Genomic DNA, 17,609 nt, shown 5'->3' on the forward strand with positions numbered 1-17,609 from the left:
TCTCTCGTGGATCGTGAGTGTCGGCGGTCGGACGTGGCGGCGGCGTCAGCGCCGCGCGCGCTCCCGGGCGACGAGCCAGCCGGCGATGGCCAGCGCGTCCTCGGGCGTGCGCGCGGTGACCCGGTAGCGGCCGTTGATGATGAGTGTCGGCGTGCCTTCGACGCCACTGCGCACCGCGAAGGCGCGCGCGGCGTTCAGCCGGGCGTCGGTGGCGGGGCTGGCCATCCTGGCGAGAAAGGCCGCCTGCGGGCCGGCGCCGTGTTCGGCGTAGACGTCGGCCACCGCCCCGGGACTGGCGCCCGACCGCGGCAGGCGGCCGGTCTCGTGCACGGCGGCGAACAGCGCGCGATGGGTGCGCGCCGCGAGGCCCATGGCCTGCGCGGCGAAAAACCCGCGCGCGAAGGGATCGGCCGCGGCGAACGCCGCAGGCACCGGGGTCACGCGGACGTCCTGCAGCTGGGTCGCGCGCCATGCGGCGAGCGGCCGCTCGAAATGGAAGCAGTGCACGCAGGCGTAGGAGAACACCTCGACGACCTCGACCTGCCCGGCCAGCGGTTCCCAGGGCTGGCCATCCGCGATGACCACGTAATCGAGATTCTCGACCGGCTCGCGGTCCTGGGCCCCCACCGGCAGCAGCGCGGCGAGCACGGGCAACAGCAGGGCGAACGCCCGCCGGCGCAGATCCGCGGCGAACCCGCGCCGCGCCGGACGGGAGGCCGGTGTCACTGCGCGTCGGGCGCGGACGCGGCCGTGTCGAGCGCGGCGTCCGCGCTCGGATCGGTGGTCGGCACGGGCTGCGCCTCGGGCGCCGCGGCGGGCGCCGGCATGGCCGCGGCCTGGGCCTCGATCGCAGCGAGCATGGCCGGATCCGGGCGGGGGTGCAGGCCCTGCATGTAGCTGGCCAGGGCTTCGATCTCCTCGTCGGTGAGCGTGCGGGCCACCGACGCCATCACGTCGAACAGATGACGGTCCGCTTCCAGGGTTTCGTTGGCCCGGTACTGGTACAGACGCGCCGAGCTGTACCAGGCCTGCTGGCCGGCGACGTGCGGATACGCCGGGCCGGGATTGCCCGCGCCGGCAGGCCCGTGGCAGGCCATGCAGGCCGGAAGTCCGCGCTCCGGATCACCGGCGCGGAACAGGGCCTGGCCGATCTCGTAGAACCGCCGACCCGCGTAGGGACCGGCCTCGACCACCGCGTCGTCGGCGATACCGGCGCCGCTGCGCTCGCGTGCGTAATGCGCGCCCAGGTCGCGCATGTCCTGCGCGCTGAGCGGCATGGCGAAGGGCTGCATGATCGGACTCAAGCGTTCGCCGCTCTTGAACAGCGCCAGCTGGCGCGCGACGTAGCGTTCGCTCTGTCCGGCGATGCGCGGATACAGCGTGGGGTCGATGTCGGCGTTGCCGTCCAGCCCGTGGCAGGCCGCGCAGGCGCCGGCCAGCTGGGCGCCCTTCTGCGGATCGCCCGGGCGGGCCTTGGTCAGCTCGGTCACCGCATTGGTGTCGAGGTCGCTGGTTTCCACCGGCGGGGCATCCGGCAACGGCTGGATGGTGGACTGGGCAAAGGCGACAGCACCGACCACGAGGGCGGCAAGACCGGCGATACCAAAGGCGCGAGCGTGGCGCATTGCTGGGCTCCGAGATCTTCGACGCAGCGACCGGAGATGCCGGGCCACGAGTCGGGAAAGTATGTGTGGCGGGGTCGGGGCGGTCAAACAGGGCCGGACGCCGCGGGTCCGGCCGTGCCAAGCTATCGCGCATGTCCAATCCCTTTGCCCGCGCCAGCTACAGGCTCGCCGCCCATACGCCGCAGCAGCTCCCGCCCGACGGCGGCTTCGAAGTCGCGTTCGCCGGCCGCTCCAACGCCGGCAAATCCAGTGCGCTCAATGCGCTATGCCAGCAGAACGCCCTGGCGCGCGTGTCCAAGACGCCCGGGCGCACCCAGCAGCTGGTGTTCTTCGATCTGCCGCCACACGAGAACCGCTACCTGGTCGACCTGCCCGGCTACGGCTACGCCAAGGTGCCGCGGGACCTGCAGGCGCACTGGCAGGCGTTCCTGGCCCGGTACTTCCGGGAGCGCGAAGCGCTCAAGGGCCTGGTGGTGGTGATGGACATCCGCCATCCGCTCAAGGAATACGACCGCCAGATGATCGCCTTCGCCGTCGAGCACGGCATGCCGGCGCACGCCCTGCTGACCAAGGCCGACAAGCTGGGCCGCGGCGCGGCCGGCAACACGCTGCAGGCGGTGCGCAAGGAGCTGCAGGCCGAGCACGGCGACAAGGTCAGCGTGCAGACCTTCTCGGGCGAGTCCAGGGTCGGTGTCGACGAGGCGCGTGGCGTGATCGCGCGCTGGCTGGAGATCGGCGCGCGCCCCGCGGCGGCTCGCGTGCCACGCGCAGCGGACCCGGGCGACACCGCCGGGTCCTGAGCGGGCGCCGCGCGACGCGTCACCGCGCGTCGCAGGGGGAACACTGCGACACCGCGGGCGGGGCCGACACCGGCTGGCCGGGCGCTTATAGTGCCGGCCTGCGGGCGATGCCCGATCGCGAGTCCCCATCTTGTCCAGCCCCAGCCACGTCGCCGACACCCCGATCACCGACCGTGCGACGCTCGTGGAGGTGCTCGCCTCCGGCGAGAAACCGCCTGCCGCCTGGCGCATCGGCACCGAGCACGAGAAATTCGGTTTCCAGCTCGACGACCTGCGCCCGCCCGCCTTCGACGGGGACCGCGGCATCGAGGCGCTGCTGCGCGGGCTCACCCGCTTCGGCTGGGACGCGGTCGACGAAGGTGGGCGGACGATCGCCCTGCTCAAGGACGGCGCCTCGGTGACCCTGGAGCCGGCCGGCCAGCTGGAACTCTCCGGCGCGCCGCTGGAAACGATCCACGACACCTGCAGCGAGGTCGGCTCGCATCTGTTCGAGGTCAAGAGCGTCGCCGACGAACTGCGCCTGGGCTTCCTCGGCATGGGCTTCCAGCCGAAGTGGCGCCGGGACGACATGCCGTGGATGCCCAAGGGCCGCTACAGGATCATGCGCGAGTACATGCCCAAGGTCGGCGACCTGGGCCTCGACATGATGACCCGCACCTGCACGGTCCAGGTCAATCTCGACTACGCGACCGAAGCCGACATGGTGAAGAAGTTCCGCGTGTCGCTGGCGCTGCAGCCGATCGCGACCGCGCTGTTCGCCGACTCGCCGTTCACCGAAGGCAGGCCCAACGGGTACCTGAGCTACCGCTCGCACATCTGGACCGACACCGACGCCGACCGCACCGGCATGCTCGACTTCGTGTTCGAGGACGGCTTCGGCTACGAGCGTTACGTCGACTACCTGCTCGACGTGCCGATGTACTTCTCCTACCGCGACGGCACCTACCACGATGCCGCCGGCCAGAGCTTCCGCGACTTCATGCGCGGCGCGCTGCCGGTGCTGCCGGGTCAGCTGCCCACGCTGCGCGACTGGAACGACCACATGACCACCGCCTTCCCCGAAGTGCGGTTGAAGAAGTATCTGGAAATGCGCGGTGCCGACGGGGGGCCGTGGAACCGGTTGTGCGCGCTGCCGGCGTTCTGGACCGGCCTGCTCTACGACGATGCCGCGCTCGATGCGGCCTGGGATCTGGTGCGCGACTTCACCATGACCGAGCGCAACGCCCTGCGCGACGACGTGGCGCGGCACGCGCTGAAGACCCCGTTCCGCGGTGGCACGCTGCGCGACCTCGCGGTCGAGGCGCTGAAGATCGCCGCCTCCGGCCTGCAGCGCCGTGCCCGGCACAATGCCCATGGACAGGACGAGCGGGTCTTCCTCGATACGCTGATCGAGATCGCCGAATCCGGCCAGACGCCGGCCGAGCGCAAGCTCGAACTGTTCCACGGCGCCTGGGCCGGGGACATCGACCGCGTGTTCCGCGAGTTCGCCTACTGAGCCGTGCCCGTGCCTGCGCCGTGTGGCGCAGGCACCGCCCGGCGCGCCGGGATCACATCCGGCGTGCTTCGAGGATCTTGCCCTCGGCCACCAGCTGCGGCAGCTCGCGCCGATAGATCTCGATCTTTTCCGATTCGTCCCAGTTGATCTCGGCCTGGTCGCCGCGCAGCTCGTTGATCGCGCCACGCGCCTTCGGCCATGCACCCGTCTCGGTGTTGAGGGTGATGCGCTCGTCGCCGACCTCGACCACCCGCATCAGCCCGAACGCGGCTTCGCCAGGGCTGGCGCCGGAGAAATCCACACCCGAGAAATGGGTAAGTTCCGCGGCGTAGACATCGCCCACACGCGGTTCGGCGAGCACCGGATCGAGCGTGGCGCCGGCCGATGCCGCTGCCGGTGCGGGCGTCGCGGTGCCGTCGGCCTGGGCCGGGGCGGGGGCCTGCTGGCAGGCCGCCAGTCCGGCGGTGACGACGAGCGTCGCGAGTGTCCGTGCCATCGTCGAGATCGGGGTGCGCATGTGCATGTCCTTGGCGGTCTGGAGAAGGGGCCTGCGCCTCGGGCGCCGGCGGCGCGCGAAGCATGGGCCAGGCCGCGGTCGTCGACAAGCCGGGGGCCGCCACCGGATGCGTGCGCACGCTGCGCTACTCTCGGACCATGAAGCCAAGTCCAGACGCGCCGCTGCGCGACCAGCTCGAATTCTCCGAAACCGACGTCCTGCTGCGCGACGACGTGCGCCGCCTTGGCGCGATGGTCGGCAACATGCTCGCCGAGCAGGTATCCCCCGGACTGCTCGCCCAGGTCGAAGGCGTACGCCGCGAGGCGATCGCGCGTCGCGAGACCGGCGCACCGGTCGACGCCCTCGCCGACGGCCTGGCCCAGGTGTCGCTGGAGGACGCCGACGCGCTGGTCCGTGCGTTCGCGGCCTACTTCGGTGCGATCAATCTCGCCGAGCGCGTGCATCGCATCCGTCGCCGGCGCCACTACCAGCGCGCCGGCGACGGGCCGCAGCCCGGCGGGCTCGAGGCCACCCTGCGCGCGCTCAAGGACGCCGGCGTCACGCTGGAGACGTTGCAGGCGTGTCTGGCGCGACTGCAGGTCGAGCCGGTGTTCACCGCGCATCCCACCGAGGCGGTGCGACGGGTGCTGCTGGAGAAGGAACGCACGATCGTCGAGCGCCTGATCGCCGACATCGACCGCGAGCGCACTCCCACCGAGCGCCGCGCCGACGATGCGCGCATCGTGCTGGCGCTGACCTCGGCGTGGCAGACCTCCGAATCGCCGGCCCGCAAGCCGACCGTCGCCGACGAGGTTGAGCATGTCGGCTACTACCTCTCCAACGTGCTCTACCGCGTGCTGCCGGTGTTCTACGAGACCCTGGGCGACGCGATCGCATCGGTCTACGGCGAGCGGCCCGAGTTGCCGCGGGTGCTGCGCTTCGGCACCTGGGTCGGCGGCGACATGGACGGCAATCCCAACGTCAATGCCGACACGATGCGCGCCGCGCTCGGCGCGCAGCGCACGCAGGCGCTCGCGCAGTACCGGCGCGACCTGCGCGCGCTGGGCAACGTGCTGACCCAGACCCTGGGCCGTGCGCGCATCGAAGACGCCGTGCCGGCACGCGCGGACGAGTACAGGCGCCTGCTGCCGGACGCCGACGCGGCGCTCAACCCGCGCCATGCCGACATGCCCTACCGGCGTCTGCTCGATCTGATGCAGCTGCGCCTGCGGCTCACCGATGCCGACCACCGCGCCGGCTACGCGGATGCGGGCGAGTTCATCGCCGACCTCGCACGCATGGACGCGAGCCTGCGCGCGCACCGTGGCGAACACGCCGGGCGTTTCGCCCTCGAACGGTTGCTGTGGCGCGCACGCACGTTCGGCTTCCATCTCGCGGCGCTCGACCTGCGTCAGGATTCGGCGGTGCACGACGAGGTGCTGGGGCGCATCGACGGCGGCGACTGGACGGCGCGCAGCGTCGACAGCCGCGTGCAGCAGCTGCACGCGATGCTCGATGCTCCGCCGCAGGCCGCCGCCGACGACGACAGCGTGGCCTCGACCCTCGGCGTATTCCGCGCGGTGCTCGACCTGCGCCGCAGCCACGGCGACCAGGCCACCGGCCTCTACATCATCTCGATGGCGCGCAGCGCGGCCGATGCACTGGCGGTACTGGCGCTGGCGCGCATCGCCGGCTGCGTGATCGACGACCAGGTGCCGCTGGACGTGGCGCCGTTGTTCGAGACCGTCGACGATCTGCAGGCCGCGCCGGGGGTGATGCGTGCACTGTTCGACGATCCGCGCTACCGCGCCCATCTCGCGGCGCGCGGCGGCCGGCAGACGGTGATGCTGGGCTATTCCGACAGTGCCAAGGACGGCGGCCTGCTGGCCTCGCGCTGGGCACTGCAACGCACCCAGGTCGAACTGACCGCGCTGGCCCAGGCGGCGGGCGTGCGCATCGTGTTCTTCCACGGACGCGGCGGCTCGGTCAGCCGCGGCGGCGGCAAGACCGAGCGCGCGATCGTCGCGGCCCCGCGCGGATCGGTCGACGCCAGTCTGCGCGTGACCGAACAGGGGGAGGTGATCCATCGCCGCTACGGCATTCGCGCGCTGGCCCTGCGCAACCTGGAGCAGGCCACCGGCGCGGTGCTGCAGGCCACGCTGCGGCCACGACCGGCCGACTCGCGCGAAGACACCTGGCGCGCCATCGCCACGGACCTCGCTGCGGTCGGGCGCGCCCACTACCGCGCGCTGGTCCACGAGCGCGCCGACTTCCCGGACTATTTCCGCACGGCCACGCCGATCGACGTGATCGAGCGGCTGCAGATCGGCTCGCGCCCGTCACGTCGCCGCGACGGCGGGATTTCCAATCTGCGGGCGATTCCGTGGGTGTTCGCCTGGGCGCAGAACCGCTCCGGCCTGACCGGCTGGTACGGCATCGGCACCGCGCTGCAACACGGCCTGCGCACCTACGGCCAGCAGACGATGACCGAGATGGTGCGCGACTGGCCGTTCTTCCGCGCCATGCTCGACGACGTGGAGATGCTGCTGGCCAAGACCGACATCGCCATCTTCGAGCGCTACTCCCGCCTGTCCGGCGAGGCGCACGAGGCCTTCTTCCCCGGAATCCTCGAAGAATGCCTGCGCACGCGCGATGCGATCCTGCTGCTCAAGGGCCAGGACGTGCTCCTGGCCGACGACTACCGGCTGCAGCTGTCGATCCGCCTGCGCAATCCCTACGTCGATCCGATCAGCCTGCTGCAGGTGGAACTGCTGCGCCGCTGGCGCGAGGCGGCGCGCGAGGACGAGGCTCTGCTGCGTGCGCTGGTGTCGACGGTGAACGGCATCGCCGCCGGGATCCAGAACACCGGTTAGCGATGGGCGCCGCCGTGCATGCGCGCGCCTTCACCCCGGGCTGCCGCTGCCCCACCTAGCGTGGACGCCCATCCCCCGACACGCCCGCCTGCCGATGGCTGCCACCCTCCGCATCGCGACCTACAACGTCAACGGCATCACGTCGCGGCTGCCGCATCTGCTGCGCTGGCTCGAGGCCACGCGTCCGGACATCGTCGCGCTGCAGGAGCTCAAGGCGAGCGACGAGGCCTTTCCGCTCGAGGCGATCCAGGACGCGGGTTACGGCGCGCTGTGGCATGGCCAGCGCGCATGGAACGGCGTGGCCCTGCTGGGGCGCGGCACGACGCCGGTGCAGAGCCGGCGTGGACTGCCCGGCGATCCTGCCGACACCCAGAGCCGCTATCTCGAGGCCGCGGTGCATGGCGTGCTGGTGGGCGCCCTCTATCTGCCCAACGGCAATCCCCGCCCGGGCCCGAAGTTCGACTACAAGCTGGCCTGGATGCGTCGTCTGGCCGCCCATGCACGCGGACTCGTCGGACTGCCGCATCCGGTGGCGCTGATCGGCGATTTCAACGTGATTCCCGAGGACATCGACGTCTACGACCCGAACGCCTGGCGTCGCGACGCACTGATCCAGCCCGAGGTGCGCGCCGCGTATGCGCAGCTGCTCGAACAGGGCTGGACCGACACCCTGCGTGCCCTGTTCGAGGACGCGCCGGTCTATACGTTCTGGGATCACTTCCGCCAGCACGCCGAGCGCGATCGCGGGCTTCGGATCGACCACCTACTGCTCAATCCGGTGTTGTCCGCGGCCGTCGAGGCCGCCGGGGTCGATCAGTGGATGCGTCTGGAAGAAAAGGCCAGCGACCACGCGCCGACCTGGGTGGAGATCGCGGTGGAGCACGCGATCCCCTGACACGGCGCTGCCGCCCACCGTGAGGTGGGCGGCAGCGGCGCTGTATCGGGGCTGGGTCTTGGCCGTACCCGTACCCGTACCTGCTGCTTAATCCGGTGCCGTCCGCGGCCGCCACGGTCGATCAGTGGATACGTCTGGAAGAGAAGGCCAGCGACCACGCGCCGACCTGGGTGGAGATCGCGGTGGAGCACGCGATCCCCCGGCACGGCGCCGCCGCCCACCGTGAGGCGGGCGGCAGCGGCGCTGTATCGGGGTTGGGTCTTGGTCGTACCCGCGGCGGGCCCAGCGCCGCGTTACGCAGCAGTGACACAGGTCGGCAAGAAAAGGCCAGCGACCACGCGCCGACCTGGGTGGAGATCGCGGCGGAGCACGATCCCCCGACACGACCGTGCCGCCCGCCGTGAGGCGGGCGGCACAGGCACTGCGTCAGCGCTGGGTCTTGACCGCACCCGCGCCGGGGCCGGCGCCGAGTTCCGCGCCGGTGAGCGGATCGGAATCCGGCACCGAGGCGGTGCGCTCGGCGAAGGCGTTGACCGCCTGGAGCTCGCGTTCACCCAGCAGTACAGTGGCGCTGCCGTCGCCGCCGTCGACCGCGCACTGAGCATCGCGGTCTTCCACCCGCTCCCACAGCTCGCCGGAATTCCACGGGCCGCGCACGTCGCCACCTTCGCCCTGGGACATGTCGAAGTAGAGATCGGTGAAGGCCGGATCGCCCGGCAGCTTGCCCGGCGGGAAGTTGGGCGTGATCGCGTACAGCGCCTTCTCGAACGACTTCTGGTGCGCGACCTCGCGGGTCATCAGGAACGTCAGTGCATCCTTGACGCCCGGATCCGTGGTCAGGTTGATCAGCCGCTCGTAGACCATCTTGGCGCGCGCCTCGGCGGCGATGTTCGAACGCAGGTCCGCCGTCGGCTCGCCGATGGTGTCGATGTAGGCCGCGGTCCACGGCACGCCGCTCGAATTCACCAGCGCCGGCCCGTTGCCGTACAGGATGGCCTGGGTCTGGCTGGTGCTGTTGCCGGTGAGATTGCGCATGTCGGCCATTTCTTCCATGCCTTCCGCGAGCTCGCCCTTGGCGCCCTTGTTGAGCATAGTGATGATCGAGCCGATGATCTCGAGGTGGCTCAGCTCCTCGGTCGCGATGTCGAAGAACAGGTCCTTGCGGCCCGGATCGTCCTCGGCCAGGGCCTGGGTGAAGTAGCGCATCGCCGCGGCGAGCTCACCCTGCGGTCCGCCGAACTGTTCGAGCATGAGCGTGGCGAGCTGCGGATTGCCTTGCTCGACACGGACCGTGTACTGGAGTTTCTTGTTGTGCATGAACATCGGGAGGGAGTCCTCTGTGGGCCTGACGGGGCTGCCCACGCTAGGGCCGCCGCGATGACCGGCGCATGAGATTCCAGACGGTCTGCGCCGGCGGTGCGAAACACTTGCCGTACATGGCTCGCACACGTGTGCGTGCACCGGAAACGGGCGATCGAAGGGGTCGATCGCGTCATGCGATCACGCTTCAACGGAACGCGTGATCCCGGGTCGACATGCACGTGCAGCGCAATGGACATGCGACGGCCGTGTTGCGCATGGCCGGCATGCACCGCATTGCGATAGGCCATGCCGATAGATGGACCGTTGCCTGGTCTTGGCCCCATCGACCGGTCGACGTGGACGGACCGGGTGCGGCCCTGGCCGTCGTGTACGCGCAGTGCGTCGCCGACTGCAGCGTTGTAGGCGTCGGCGCGACGGATGGCCCCACGGTCGGGTCGTGTGCGCCGCACCTCATGCCTGCGCACCTGCGCAACGACGTCCGGCCAGGTGCGGCCGGACGTCGCGCCATGCATCAGCCCGCGTCGGCGGCGTCCTGGTTGCCGCCCGATTCGGCCAGCAGGGTCAGCTTGGCGTCGGTGGCTTTTTCTTCTTCGAGCGTCGCCTGCAGCAGCTTGATCGCATCGTTGTAGCCGAGCTGCTTGGCGAGCGCGCAGATGGTGCCGTAGGAGGCGATCTCGTAATGCTCGACCTTCTGCGCGCCCCCGATCAGCGCGGCGTCGCGCAGCGGGCCCTTCTCGATCTCGTCGATGACTTCCTTGCTCTCTTCCACCAGGCCTTCCATCGCCGCGCACTTGATGCGCTTGAGCCGGATGCCGAGCAGTTCCACCACCTGATCGAGGCGCTCGATCTGGCCCGCGGTCTCCTCGAGGTGGGCCTCGAACGCGGCTGCCAGCTCCGGATTGCTCGATGCGCGAATCAGGCGCGGAAGTGCCTTGGTGATCTGCCGCTCCGCGGAATGGATGTCGGAGAGTTCATGGATGAAGAGATCTTCGAGCGTCTTGACGGCCATAGCGGGAACTCCGGGGGTGAGGACGGGCGATTGGAAGGCAGCGCTCGTGAGCCGCACGTGAGCCGCGCGAGCAGCAAGACGTGTGTTCATGCATGCCTGACATGCTCCCATTGGGAGTGCGAGAAGGGCTGCCAGGCTCTTCAGTCGCGACGCTAAATAAAAATTTCTTACCTCGCGTTGACGAGGCTGCTCTGCCGCACTTTTACCAGCGATATCAATGGCTGTCAGGGGTTTGCGAATACGACTAAGCTACTTCGACGGTCGAGAGCATAATGCGGAGCCGCTCAAAGTTATCAACCATTTCGTAGCGCACGCGATCTGACGCAGTGGCGTGGTCGAGGTCATGAAAAAATTGCCGGGCGCACTCGATCTTGGCCAGTTCGATTCCGCGAAGTTCCATGCTCGCCATCGTGCCTTTGGTCTCGGCGACAAAGTAGATGTGCTTGACGTCGCCGTCCTGCAGCGCAATGGCCCAGTCGGGGTTGTAATCACCGACGGGTGTTGGGATGGCGAAGCCTCGCGGCAACTTCGCATACACCACAACCTCGTTCCCGGTCTCCAGATCCGTCGTGAACTGGCGCTCAATCGACGAGTCTCCGTCGATCTCGACGTAGTCGAAGACGTGCTTGGTCAGAGGAGCCAGTTTTCCGGCGTGGTCAGCGCGGCCCACGACGCGGCCGAAATCCACGCGGCGCTGCGCCATGGTGAAGATGTCGGCATCCCAGCGATCCTCCAGCAGGTCGTAGGCCAGGTGCTCCACGACGGCAGCGGCTTTCTGCTCCTTGATCAGGCGGGTGGCCAAGCTCAGGAAGCCTTCGGGGTTGCTCCGGAACTGTGCAAACACGGGCTGAGCGATCCCGGAGAGGATGCGGGCGACGGTCGCACGCCGCAGCACGGTGGCCTCCGCCAGTTTGCCGACGAGGTCGTAGCGCACCCCCGAGTGCACCGAGGCCCGGTGCTTGTCGATGCGGCTTTCGCTGACCCGGAATCCGTCTCCTTTCTTCAGTGCGTCCGCGTCGATACCGTCCTGCTGCTGGCCCGATACCACCGTGTACTGCAGCGGCTGTACATGCAGTTCCTTGTCCAGAGTCGCGATGCACTTGCCCACGAGTTCGTCGCTGTCGAAATGTACGGTGTACGCCGCTTTCCGATTGATCCGGTTCCATAGCGCCTGAAACTCGCGCTTGTGGAAGTTCTCGTTCAGACGGTTGATTTGCCCCTTGCGGCCGTCCTCCGGCGTGGGCAGCAGCGCCTGCGTGAACACGCTGTCCACGAGTTCGAACACCTGTGCAGCGTAGGGCTGCAGTTCGGCTGGCAACGCGGCGCGCGTGCCCGCCGCCCGCGCCGCGTGGTAGTCCGCGGTGATGGTGGCATGGTCATCGATGTAGTCGTGCTTGAGCAGGTAGCGGTAGATCTGTCGTGCCATGACCGGTGTCACGTCGACCCCGCCATCGGGTGCGGCCAGCACCTTTCCGGTGAAGTAGGCCTCGTCCGCCACCCGCGGGCGGTCTGAGAGTGTGTCGCTGATGTCCCTCTGCAGCCCTGCCACGAAATCCTTGTAGCTTTCATTCGCCACCACGGTCAGCACGTTGATCTCATGCACGGTGGTCGTGTGATCCATGCGGTCGCCGTGCTGGTTCACGGCGAGGCGCAAGCCGCGACCCACTTCTTGCCGGCGCGACACCGTGTTGTCGCTGTGCTTGAGCGTGCAGATCACGAAGATGTTGGGATTGTCCCAGCCCTCGCGCAGCGCCGAGTGGGAAAAGATGAAGCGCACCGGCTCGTCCAGCGACAGCAGACGCTCCTTGTCTTTCAGGATCAGATCGTAGGCGTCGACATCGTCGGATAGCCCGGCTTCTTCGCCCCGTAGCTTCACGCTCGGGTCGACCAGCCGTTTGCTCTTGCGGTCCTGCGAGAAGTAGCCGTTGTGGGTGCGTGCCGGGTCGATGCCTTGCAGATAGCGGTGGTAGTCGCGGCTGCCGGCATCCAGATCGAGTTCGAGCACGCGGTTCAGTGCATCCCGGTACTCCTCTTCGAAGATGCGCGCGTACTCGCCGCGCTCGTCCTCGCGGCTGTAGTCGCGGTACTTCGCCACCTCGTCAATGAAGAACAGGCTCAGCACCTTGATGCCGCGATGGAACAGCACCTGCTCGCGCTCGAAGTGGGCGCTGATCGCTTCCCGGATCTGGATCCGACGCAGCACATCCTCGTGCACGTCGCCCACCGCCTCGCCGGCATCGAGCACCACGCCGTTGTTGAAATGCACGGTGCCGTCGCGCGCGTCGATGTCACTGACCACATAGCCTTCGCGGTACTGGTCCAGCTCACCCGAGAGTCCGAACAGGTTGTCGCCCTTGCGCAGTGTCCGCAGCTCGCGCTTGATCTCGGTCTTGCGCCGCACCTCGATCTCGACGCGCGCCTTGGGCGCCTTGCTGGGGAACACCCGGATGTCCTGCAGATAAAGATAGCCGTGCGTGCCGGTCTGGCCCTTCACGGTGATGCCGCGCACCGCGATGCGTTTGACCAGCTTCTGGTTGTAGGCATCCAGCGCGTCAAGCCGGTGGACCTTGTTGTGCGTGGTCCTGTGGGTGGCCGAGTAGCGCAGCAGCACCATCGCCTGGAACGCCTTCAGCGACTCCAGCGTCTTCTTGCCCTCCATCTTCTGCGGCTCGTCCAGGATCAGGATCGGCCGGTTGGCCGCGATCACGTCGATCGGCTTGCGCGACTGGAAGGCGTCCAGCTCCTCGTAGATGCGGCGGTTGTCCTTGCCGGTGGCGTTGAAGGCCTGCACGTTGATGACCATCACGTTGATGCCGGCATCCGACGAGAAGCTCTCCAGCTCGTGCAGGCTCTTGGAGTTGTAGATGAACGCGCGGGCCTTCCGGCCGTAGGCCTGCAGGAAGTGATCGGCCGTGATGGCGAGCGTCTTGGCCACACCCTCGCGGATCGCGATCGACGGCACCACCACGATGAACTTGCTCCAGCCGTAGCGCTGGTGCAGCTCGAACATGGTCTTGATGTAGCAGTAGGTCTTGCCGGTGCCCGTCTCCATCTCGACATCCAGATTGATGTCACAGGGCGGGCTGGCCACCAGATCCGGTGAGACCGGCAGGTTCTGCTGGCGTTGCACCCGCTGGATGTTGTCCAGCAGCTGCGCGCGATTGAGCTGCAGCGGTGCATTGCGGAAGCCCGCCTGTTCCAGCAGCCGCTCGGTCTGCCCTTCGGCGGCCCGGCCCGGATCCACCCGGTAGCGCATGGCCGCCGGGTCCGCCATGGGCTGGCCCTGGAAGCAGTCGGCCACGGCCTCGACGGCGGCGGTCTGGTAGGGCTGGACTTTGAACTTGAGCTTCATGCGGACTGGGGCTGCTCTTTGTGGGCTCTTTGAAGCCTGCGCGAGAAAGAGATGCAACTGGTTGATTTGTATGGGTCAAGCGGGGTTGTCTCTTTCCTGGCTCTTTCATGGTCTCGTCAACTTCCACCTGGGGGCTGTATCGGACCCGGCATTCACGATCGCGCCCTGCTTCCGCAGTTTGGTGAGAAGACCGCTGATTTTCCGCGCCTTCTGTTGGTCACTCAGCGCGTCGCTCAGCTTGTCCAGCAGCAACTGGTTGAAATCGGCGCGACTGGCCTCGCTCTTCAGCGTCAGGTAGTCGGTGATCAGCTTGAGATAGAACGCGTCGTCCTGCCCCCGCGTGCGGATGTAGTCCGCCACGCTGGCCGTCGCCTTCGCAACCGAGGCCGAGACGAAATAGTTCGGCTTGCGGCCCTCGATGAGCCCAGTCCGGCGCAGACGACCGGCGGCATCATCCGGGATGGCAAGCTTCTTCTGCACGCGATCCAGCGCCAGGACATCGGCCAACGGCAGGTCGGTGTTCTGAATCAGAAGACGGCTGTATGCGGGGTCGACCACGCCCCCATACAGGGTCATCTTCACGGCTTGTGACTCACTCAGATCGTAGTCCGGGAGCGGAAAGTAGCGGCGTACCTGCCCCTGGTAGATCGAATGGATGCCATACCCCATGGTGTCGATCATGTTCAGCTCGGACATGGCCTGGGTCAGAAATGGATTGCGGTAGCGGAGCGGGGTTTTCTCGCCCCCGATGTATTCGTCAGGCTGTCCCTCGAAGAAGCCGCCCACGTTCTCGAACAGCAGCCGGTCCGGCCGCTCGGTCACCACCACCCGGCCATTCCGGGTGTAGTCCTGATGGGCAATGCAGTTGTGCAAGGCCTCCAGCACGATGCGTTGGTCGTACTTGGCAACTTCGACCGGGATCAACTTATCCTGCGGCAGGATGCGCAGCTGCACATTGCGGATGCGCTGGTAGAGCGCCGTTGTGCTCAGCAGGAAAGGCGGCGCGAAATGCTCATAGGCGCGCTCCTGGCCCTCCAGTTTCCAGGTCAGTTGCGCCGGGTTTGGATTGAGCCAATGGGACGCCTCCCGCTTCCCCAGCAGCAATAAGGTCGTGCGGGTGATCGCGCCGTCCTGCGTCAGGCGTGCCCGATCGAGAAAGGTCGCCAGTGGCCACGCAGCGACCTCGTCGGCGGCAAACCGGTTGGCGTGCTTCTGCGCAAACGAATCCCGCGCCTTGTGCGTTGCGGCCTCGTCCAGGTCATCCAGCGTGGCGCCCGCCACCACCTGCGCGGTCCAGTCCTGGGCCAAGGTCTGGTTGCGGATCTCGTCCAGCTTGTCCAGGCCCAGCGGGACCAGGCTCTCGCTGGCGCGCGCGTAGTAGTGCCCCTTCCAGGCGATCGCCATGCCACGGGGCGCGGCAGGGATCTGGAACAGCAGCACGCGGCCGTCTGCGTGATGCAGCTCATGGATATCGCGGAAGGTGATGCGCGGGTCGCTGTTCTGGGCGATCTGCATCTTCAGCGAGTGCAGGCGCCCGGCCTCCGGCCTGTAATCGGTGCCCACCACGCCGCGGGTGCGGTTGTTCACGCCGAAGATCAGCCAGCCGCACTCGGCCCCACGCAGGTTGGCCTCATTGGCCAGCGCAGCAAAGTACCTGCCGATATCGTCAGTGCCGAAGGCGTCGGTGGCCTGCTTGAACTCCACCACCTCGCTCTCCCAGCGGGCGATCAGCTCGGCCAGCAACGCTTGCAGCTCGGTCTTGTCCATGTGCGCCTCAGCGATCTGCGAGTTCTATGCGTCGGACCATATTCGTGACGTCACGAAAATGGTCGTCTCACAGAGTCCGGACTTCGGTGGAGGGCGACAGGGTCTTGAAGATCTGCTCCACATTGACCCGCGCGTTGTCGCTCGCGAAGCCGGCATCGCGGAACACCACGCGCAGCGGCTGGCGCGCGGCCAGCTGCTTGACGAAGGTCTCGTCGACGCTGCCGTCGGCCGCGAAGCACGCGGCCAGTGCATTGCCGTCGACAAAGAACACCTCGCGGCCGCCGATGTCCTCGCGAGCGATCGGCAATGCCAGATCCACGCCCCAGTCCAGCAGCACCTGGAACAGCAGATCCTCGGCCGTGCGGCCCGGGCGGATGTTGTCGATCTGGCCGAGCAGGTCGTCCTGCTTCAACTCGTCGGGGCGGTAGTACACCTCGGCCATGTTGGAGGTGTCGATCTTGAGAACGCGAAAGCCGGTGTCGGTCGTTGTGTCGGGATGGGTGTCACGCAAGTCCTGACCGACATTGCGGATGCGCCGCAGCCCCATCTCGAAGATCGACGCCATGCCCGGCTCCGGTTTCGGCAGAGGCTCGGTGATCTGTACGCCGATAAAGCGCCGGTTGCCACCATCCTCTGCGTTCTGTTTGAGCACGGCATGGGCAGTGGATGCGCTGCCGCTGAAGAAATCCAGCACCACATCCCCCGCATCCGGTTCGCCTGCGAGCTGCAGGACGCGCTGCAACAGTTCCACTGGCTTGACGGAGTTCAGCACATTCTCCGTGTGCTCGAACTGCACGTACTTGAGCAGGGTCTTCTTGGCGTCTTGGGTGTGGCCGACTTCTGAGTAAGGCCAGAGAGTCTGCGGCGTGCGACCACCGGACACCTCGGATAGAAACTTCTTCACCGCAGGCGTGTTGTTGCCCTCAGCACCCCACCAGATGCGCCGGTCTGCATCGAGCGCCTTGAACTTCACCTCGTCGGTGACCCAGTAGCGCCCTGTGGGCGGCCCGGGAATCACGCGGCCGGTTGGGCTGGTGACGGCATACATACCTGCGTCATATCGGTTTCGAGCCGACATGTCCGCTGCCTTCCACGGCCCGCGCGGGTCGTTGTCAGGGTTTTTGTAGCGGGCCTCCATTGCTTCCGTCCGGGCGAGTTGCTGTGGCCGCCACTTCGACTTCTCGCGCGCGTATACGAGCAGATAGTCGTGGTCCTCAGAAAACCAGTCCGCAGTGTTCTTTGGTGCGTAAACCTTCTGCCAGATGATCTGTGCTACGAAGTTTTCTTCGCCGAACACCTCGCTGCAAACCTTGCGCAGGTTGTCGACCTCGTGATCGTCAATCGAGATGAAGACAACGCCATCGTTTCTCAGGAGATTTCGGGCCAACTGCAGGCGCGGATAAATCATGCTCAGCCAATCGGAATGGAAGCGACCGTTCGCCTCGGTGTTTGCGATCAGGCGCCTGCCTGCTTCGTCGGTCTGATTGGACTGGGCGAGATAGCTCTCGGCATCGTCCTTGAAATCATCGTCGTAGATGAAATCGCGGCCGGTGTTGTAGGGCGGATCGATGTAGATCAGCTTGACCTTGCCCAGGTACGTCTCCTGCAGCAGCTTGAGCGCATCCAGGTTGTCGCCTTCGATGAACAGGTTCTGCGTGGTGTCGAAGTCCACGCTCTCGTCGCGGCACGGGCGCAAGGTCTTGGCGATCGGCGCATTCGCGGCCAGCAGCGCCTCGCGCTTGCCGGGCCAGTCCAGCCGGTAGCGTTCCTGCGGACCTTCGACGAGGTGATCACTCAGCGCCTGGCGCAGCAGATCGAAATCGATCGCCCGCTGAAGCGTGCCGTCCGCGCCTTGGCGCTCGGTCACGCAACCCGGAAACAGTTTGGCGAGCCGATCGATGTTGGCGGCGACAAGGTCGGGCGAGTGCATCTTCAATCTGTCCATCGAGCTTCCTTCAGTGATCGGCCGCTGCG

The 17,609-nt window shown here is 67.3% G+C and carries 11 protein-coding genes and 1 pseudogene; 4 read left to right on the top strand and 8 right to left on the bottom strand.

All coding sequences use genetic code 11. The features are described from left to right. Positions 1–45 precede the first annotated feature (45 nt). Positions 46–681, bottom strand: coding sequence for a thiol:disulfide interchange protein DsbA/DsbL (locus H0E82_RS01860; RefSeq protein WP_425600302.1), 636 nt, complete (start codon positions 679–681; stop codon positions 46–48). 41 nt (positions 682–722) lie between these two features. Further along, a complete protein-coding gene (locus H0E82_RS01865) occupies positions 723–1,625 on the bottom strand; it encodes a c-type cytochrome (protein ID WP_180543269.1) in 903 nt (300 codons plus the stop codon). A 131-nt stretch (positions 1,626–1,756) separates the two neighbouring features. Between H0E82_RS01865 and yihA the strand changes: the two genes are divergently transcribed. Further along, positions 1,757–2,425 carry a ribosome biogenesis GTP-binding protein YihA/YsxC gene (yihA, locus tag H0E82_RS01870; protein WP_180543270.1) on the top strand — a complete coding sequence of 223 codons (669 nt, stop codon included), beginning with the start codon at positions 1,757–1,759 and terminating at the stop codon, positions 2,423–2,425. A gap of 130 nt (positions 2,426–2,555) precedes the next feature. After that, a complete protein-coding gene (locus H0E82_RS01875) occupies positions 2,556–3,920 on the top strand; it encodes a glutamate--cysteine ligase (protein WP_180543271.1) in 1,365 nt (454 codons plus the stop codon). 52 nt (positions 3,921–3,972) lie between these two features. On the opposite strand, the gene H0E82_RS01880 is transcribed toward H0E82_RS01875, so the two are convergent. Then, positions 3,973–4,437 (bottom strand): hypothetical protein, encoded by a 465-nt coding sequence (locus H0E82_RS01880; protein ID WP_180543272.1) that lies wholly within the window; start codon positions 4,435–4,437, stop codon positions 3,973–3,975. Positions 4,438–4,574: 137 nt separating this feature from the next. Here H0E82_RS01880 and ppc point away from each other — a divergent pair, with 137 nt between their 5' ends. Both ppc and xth read left to right on the top strand, forming a co-directional pair. Then, entirely contained in the window at positions 4,575–7,289 is a 2,715-nt protein-coding gene (gene ppc, locus H0E82_RS01885; protein WP_180543273.1) for a phosphoenolpyruvate carboxylase, read from the top strand. A 94-nt stretch (positions 7,290–7,383) separates the two neighbouring features. After that, positions 7,384–8,175: pseudogene (gene xth / locus H0E82_RS01890) on the top strand (exodeoxyribonuclease III); the annotation flags it as partial. 435 nt (positions 8,176–8,610) lie between these two features. Here xth and H0E82_RS01895 read toward each other — a convergent pair. The 5 genes from H0E82_RS01895 to H0E82_RS01915 all read right to left on the bottom strand — a co-directional run bounded on the left by H0E82_RS01895 (position 8,611) and on the right by H0E82_RS01915 (position 17,580). After that, entirely contained in the window at positions 8,611–9,507 is an 897-nt protein-coding gene (locus H0E82_RS01895) for a manganese catalase family protein (protein WP_180543275.1), read from the bottom strand. Between the two features lie 511 nt (positions 9,508–10,018). Next, entirely contained in the window at positions 10,019–10,516 is a 498-nt protein-coding gene (locus H0E82_RS01900; protein ID WP_180543276.1) for a YciE/YciF ferroxidase family protein, read from the bottom strand. A 244-nt stretch (positions 10,517–10,760) separates the two neighbouring features. Then, positions 10,761–13,925, bottom strand: a complete 3,165-nt coding sequence (locus tag H0E82_RS01905; RefSeq protein WP_235974124.1) for a type III restriction-modification system endonuclease — start codon at positions 13,923–13,925, stop codon at positions 10,761–10,763. Between the two features lie 48 nt (positions 13,926–13,973). Then, a complete protein-coding gene (locus H0E82_RS01910) occupies positions 13,974–15,635 on the bottom strand; it encodes an ATP-binding protein (protein ID WP_180543277.1) in 1,662 nt (553 codons plus the stop codon). A 67-nt stretch (positions 15,636–15,702) separates the two neighbouring features. Further along, positions 15,703–17,580, bottom strand: a complete 1,878-nt coding sequence (locus H0E82_RS01915) for a site-specific DNA-methyltransferase (protein ID WP_180543278.1) — start codon at positions 17,578–17,580, stop codon at positions 15,703–15,705. Positions 17,581–17,609 lie beyond the last annotated feature (29 nt).

This window comes from Luteimonas deserti (assembly GCF_013425765.1).
GTDB lineage: Bacteria > Pseudomonadota > Gammaproteobacteria > Xanthomonadales > Xanthomonadaceae > Luteimonas > Luteimonas deserti.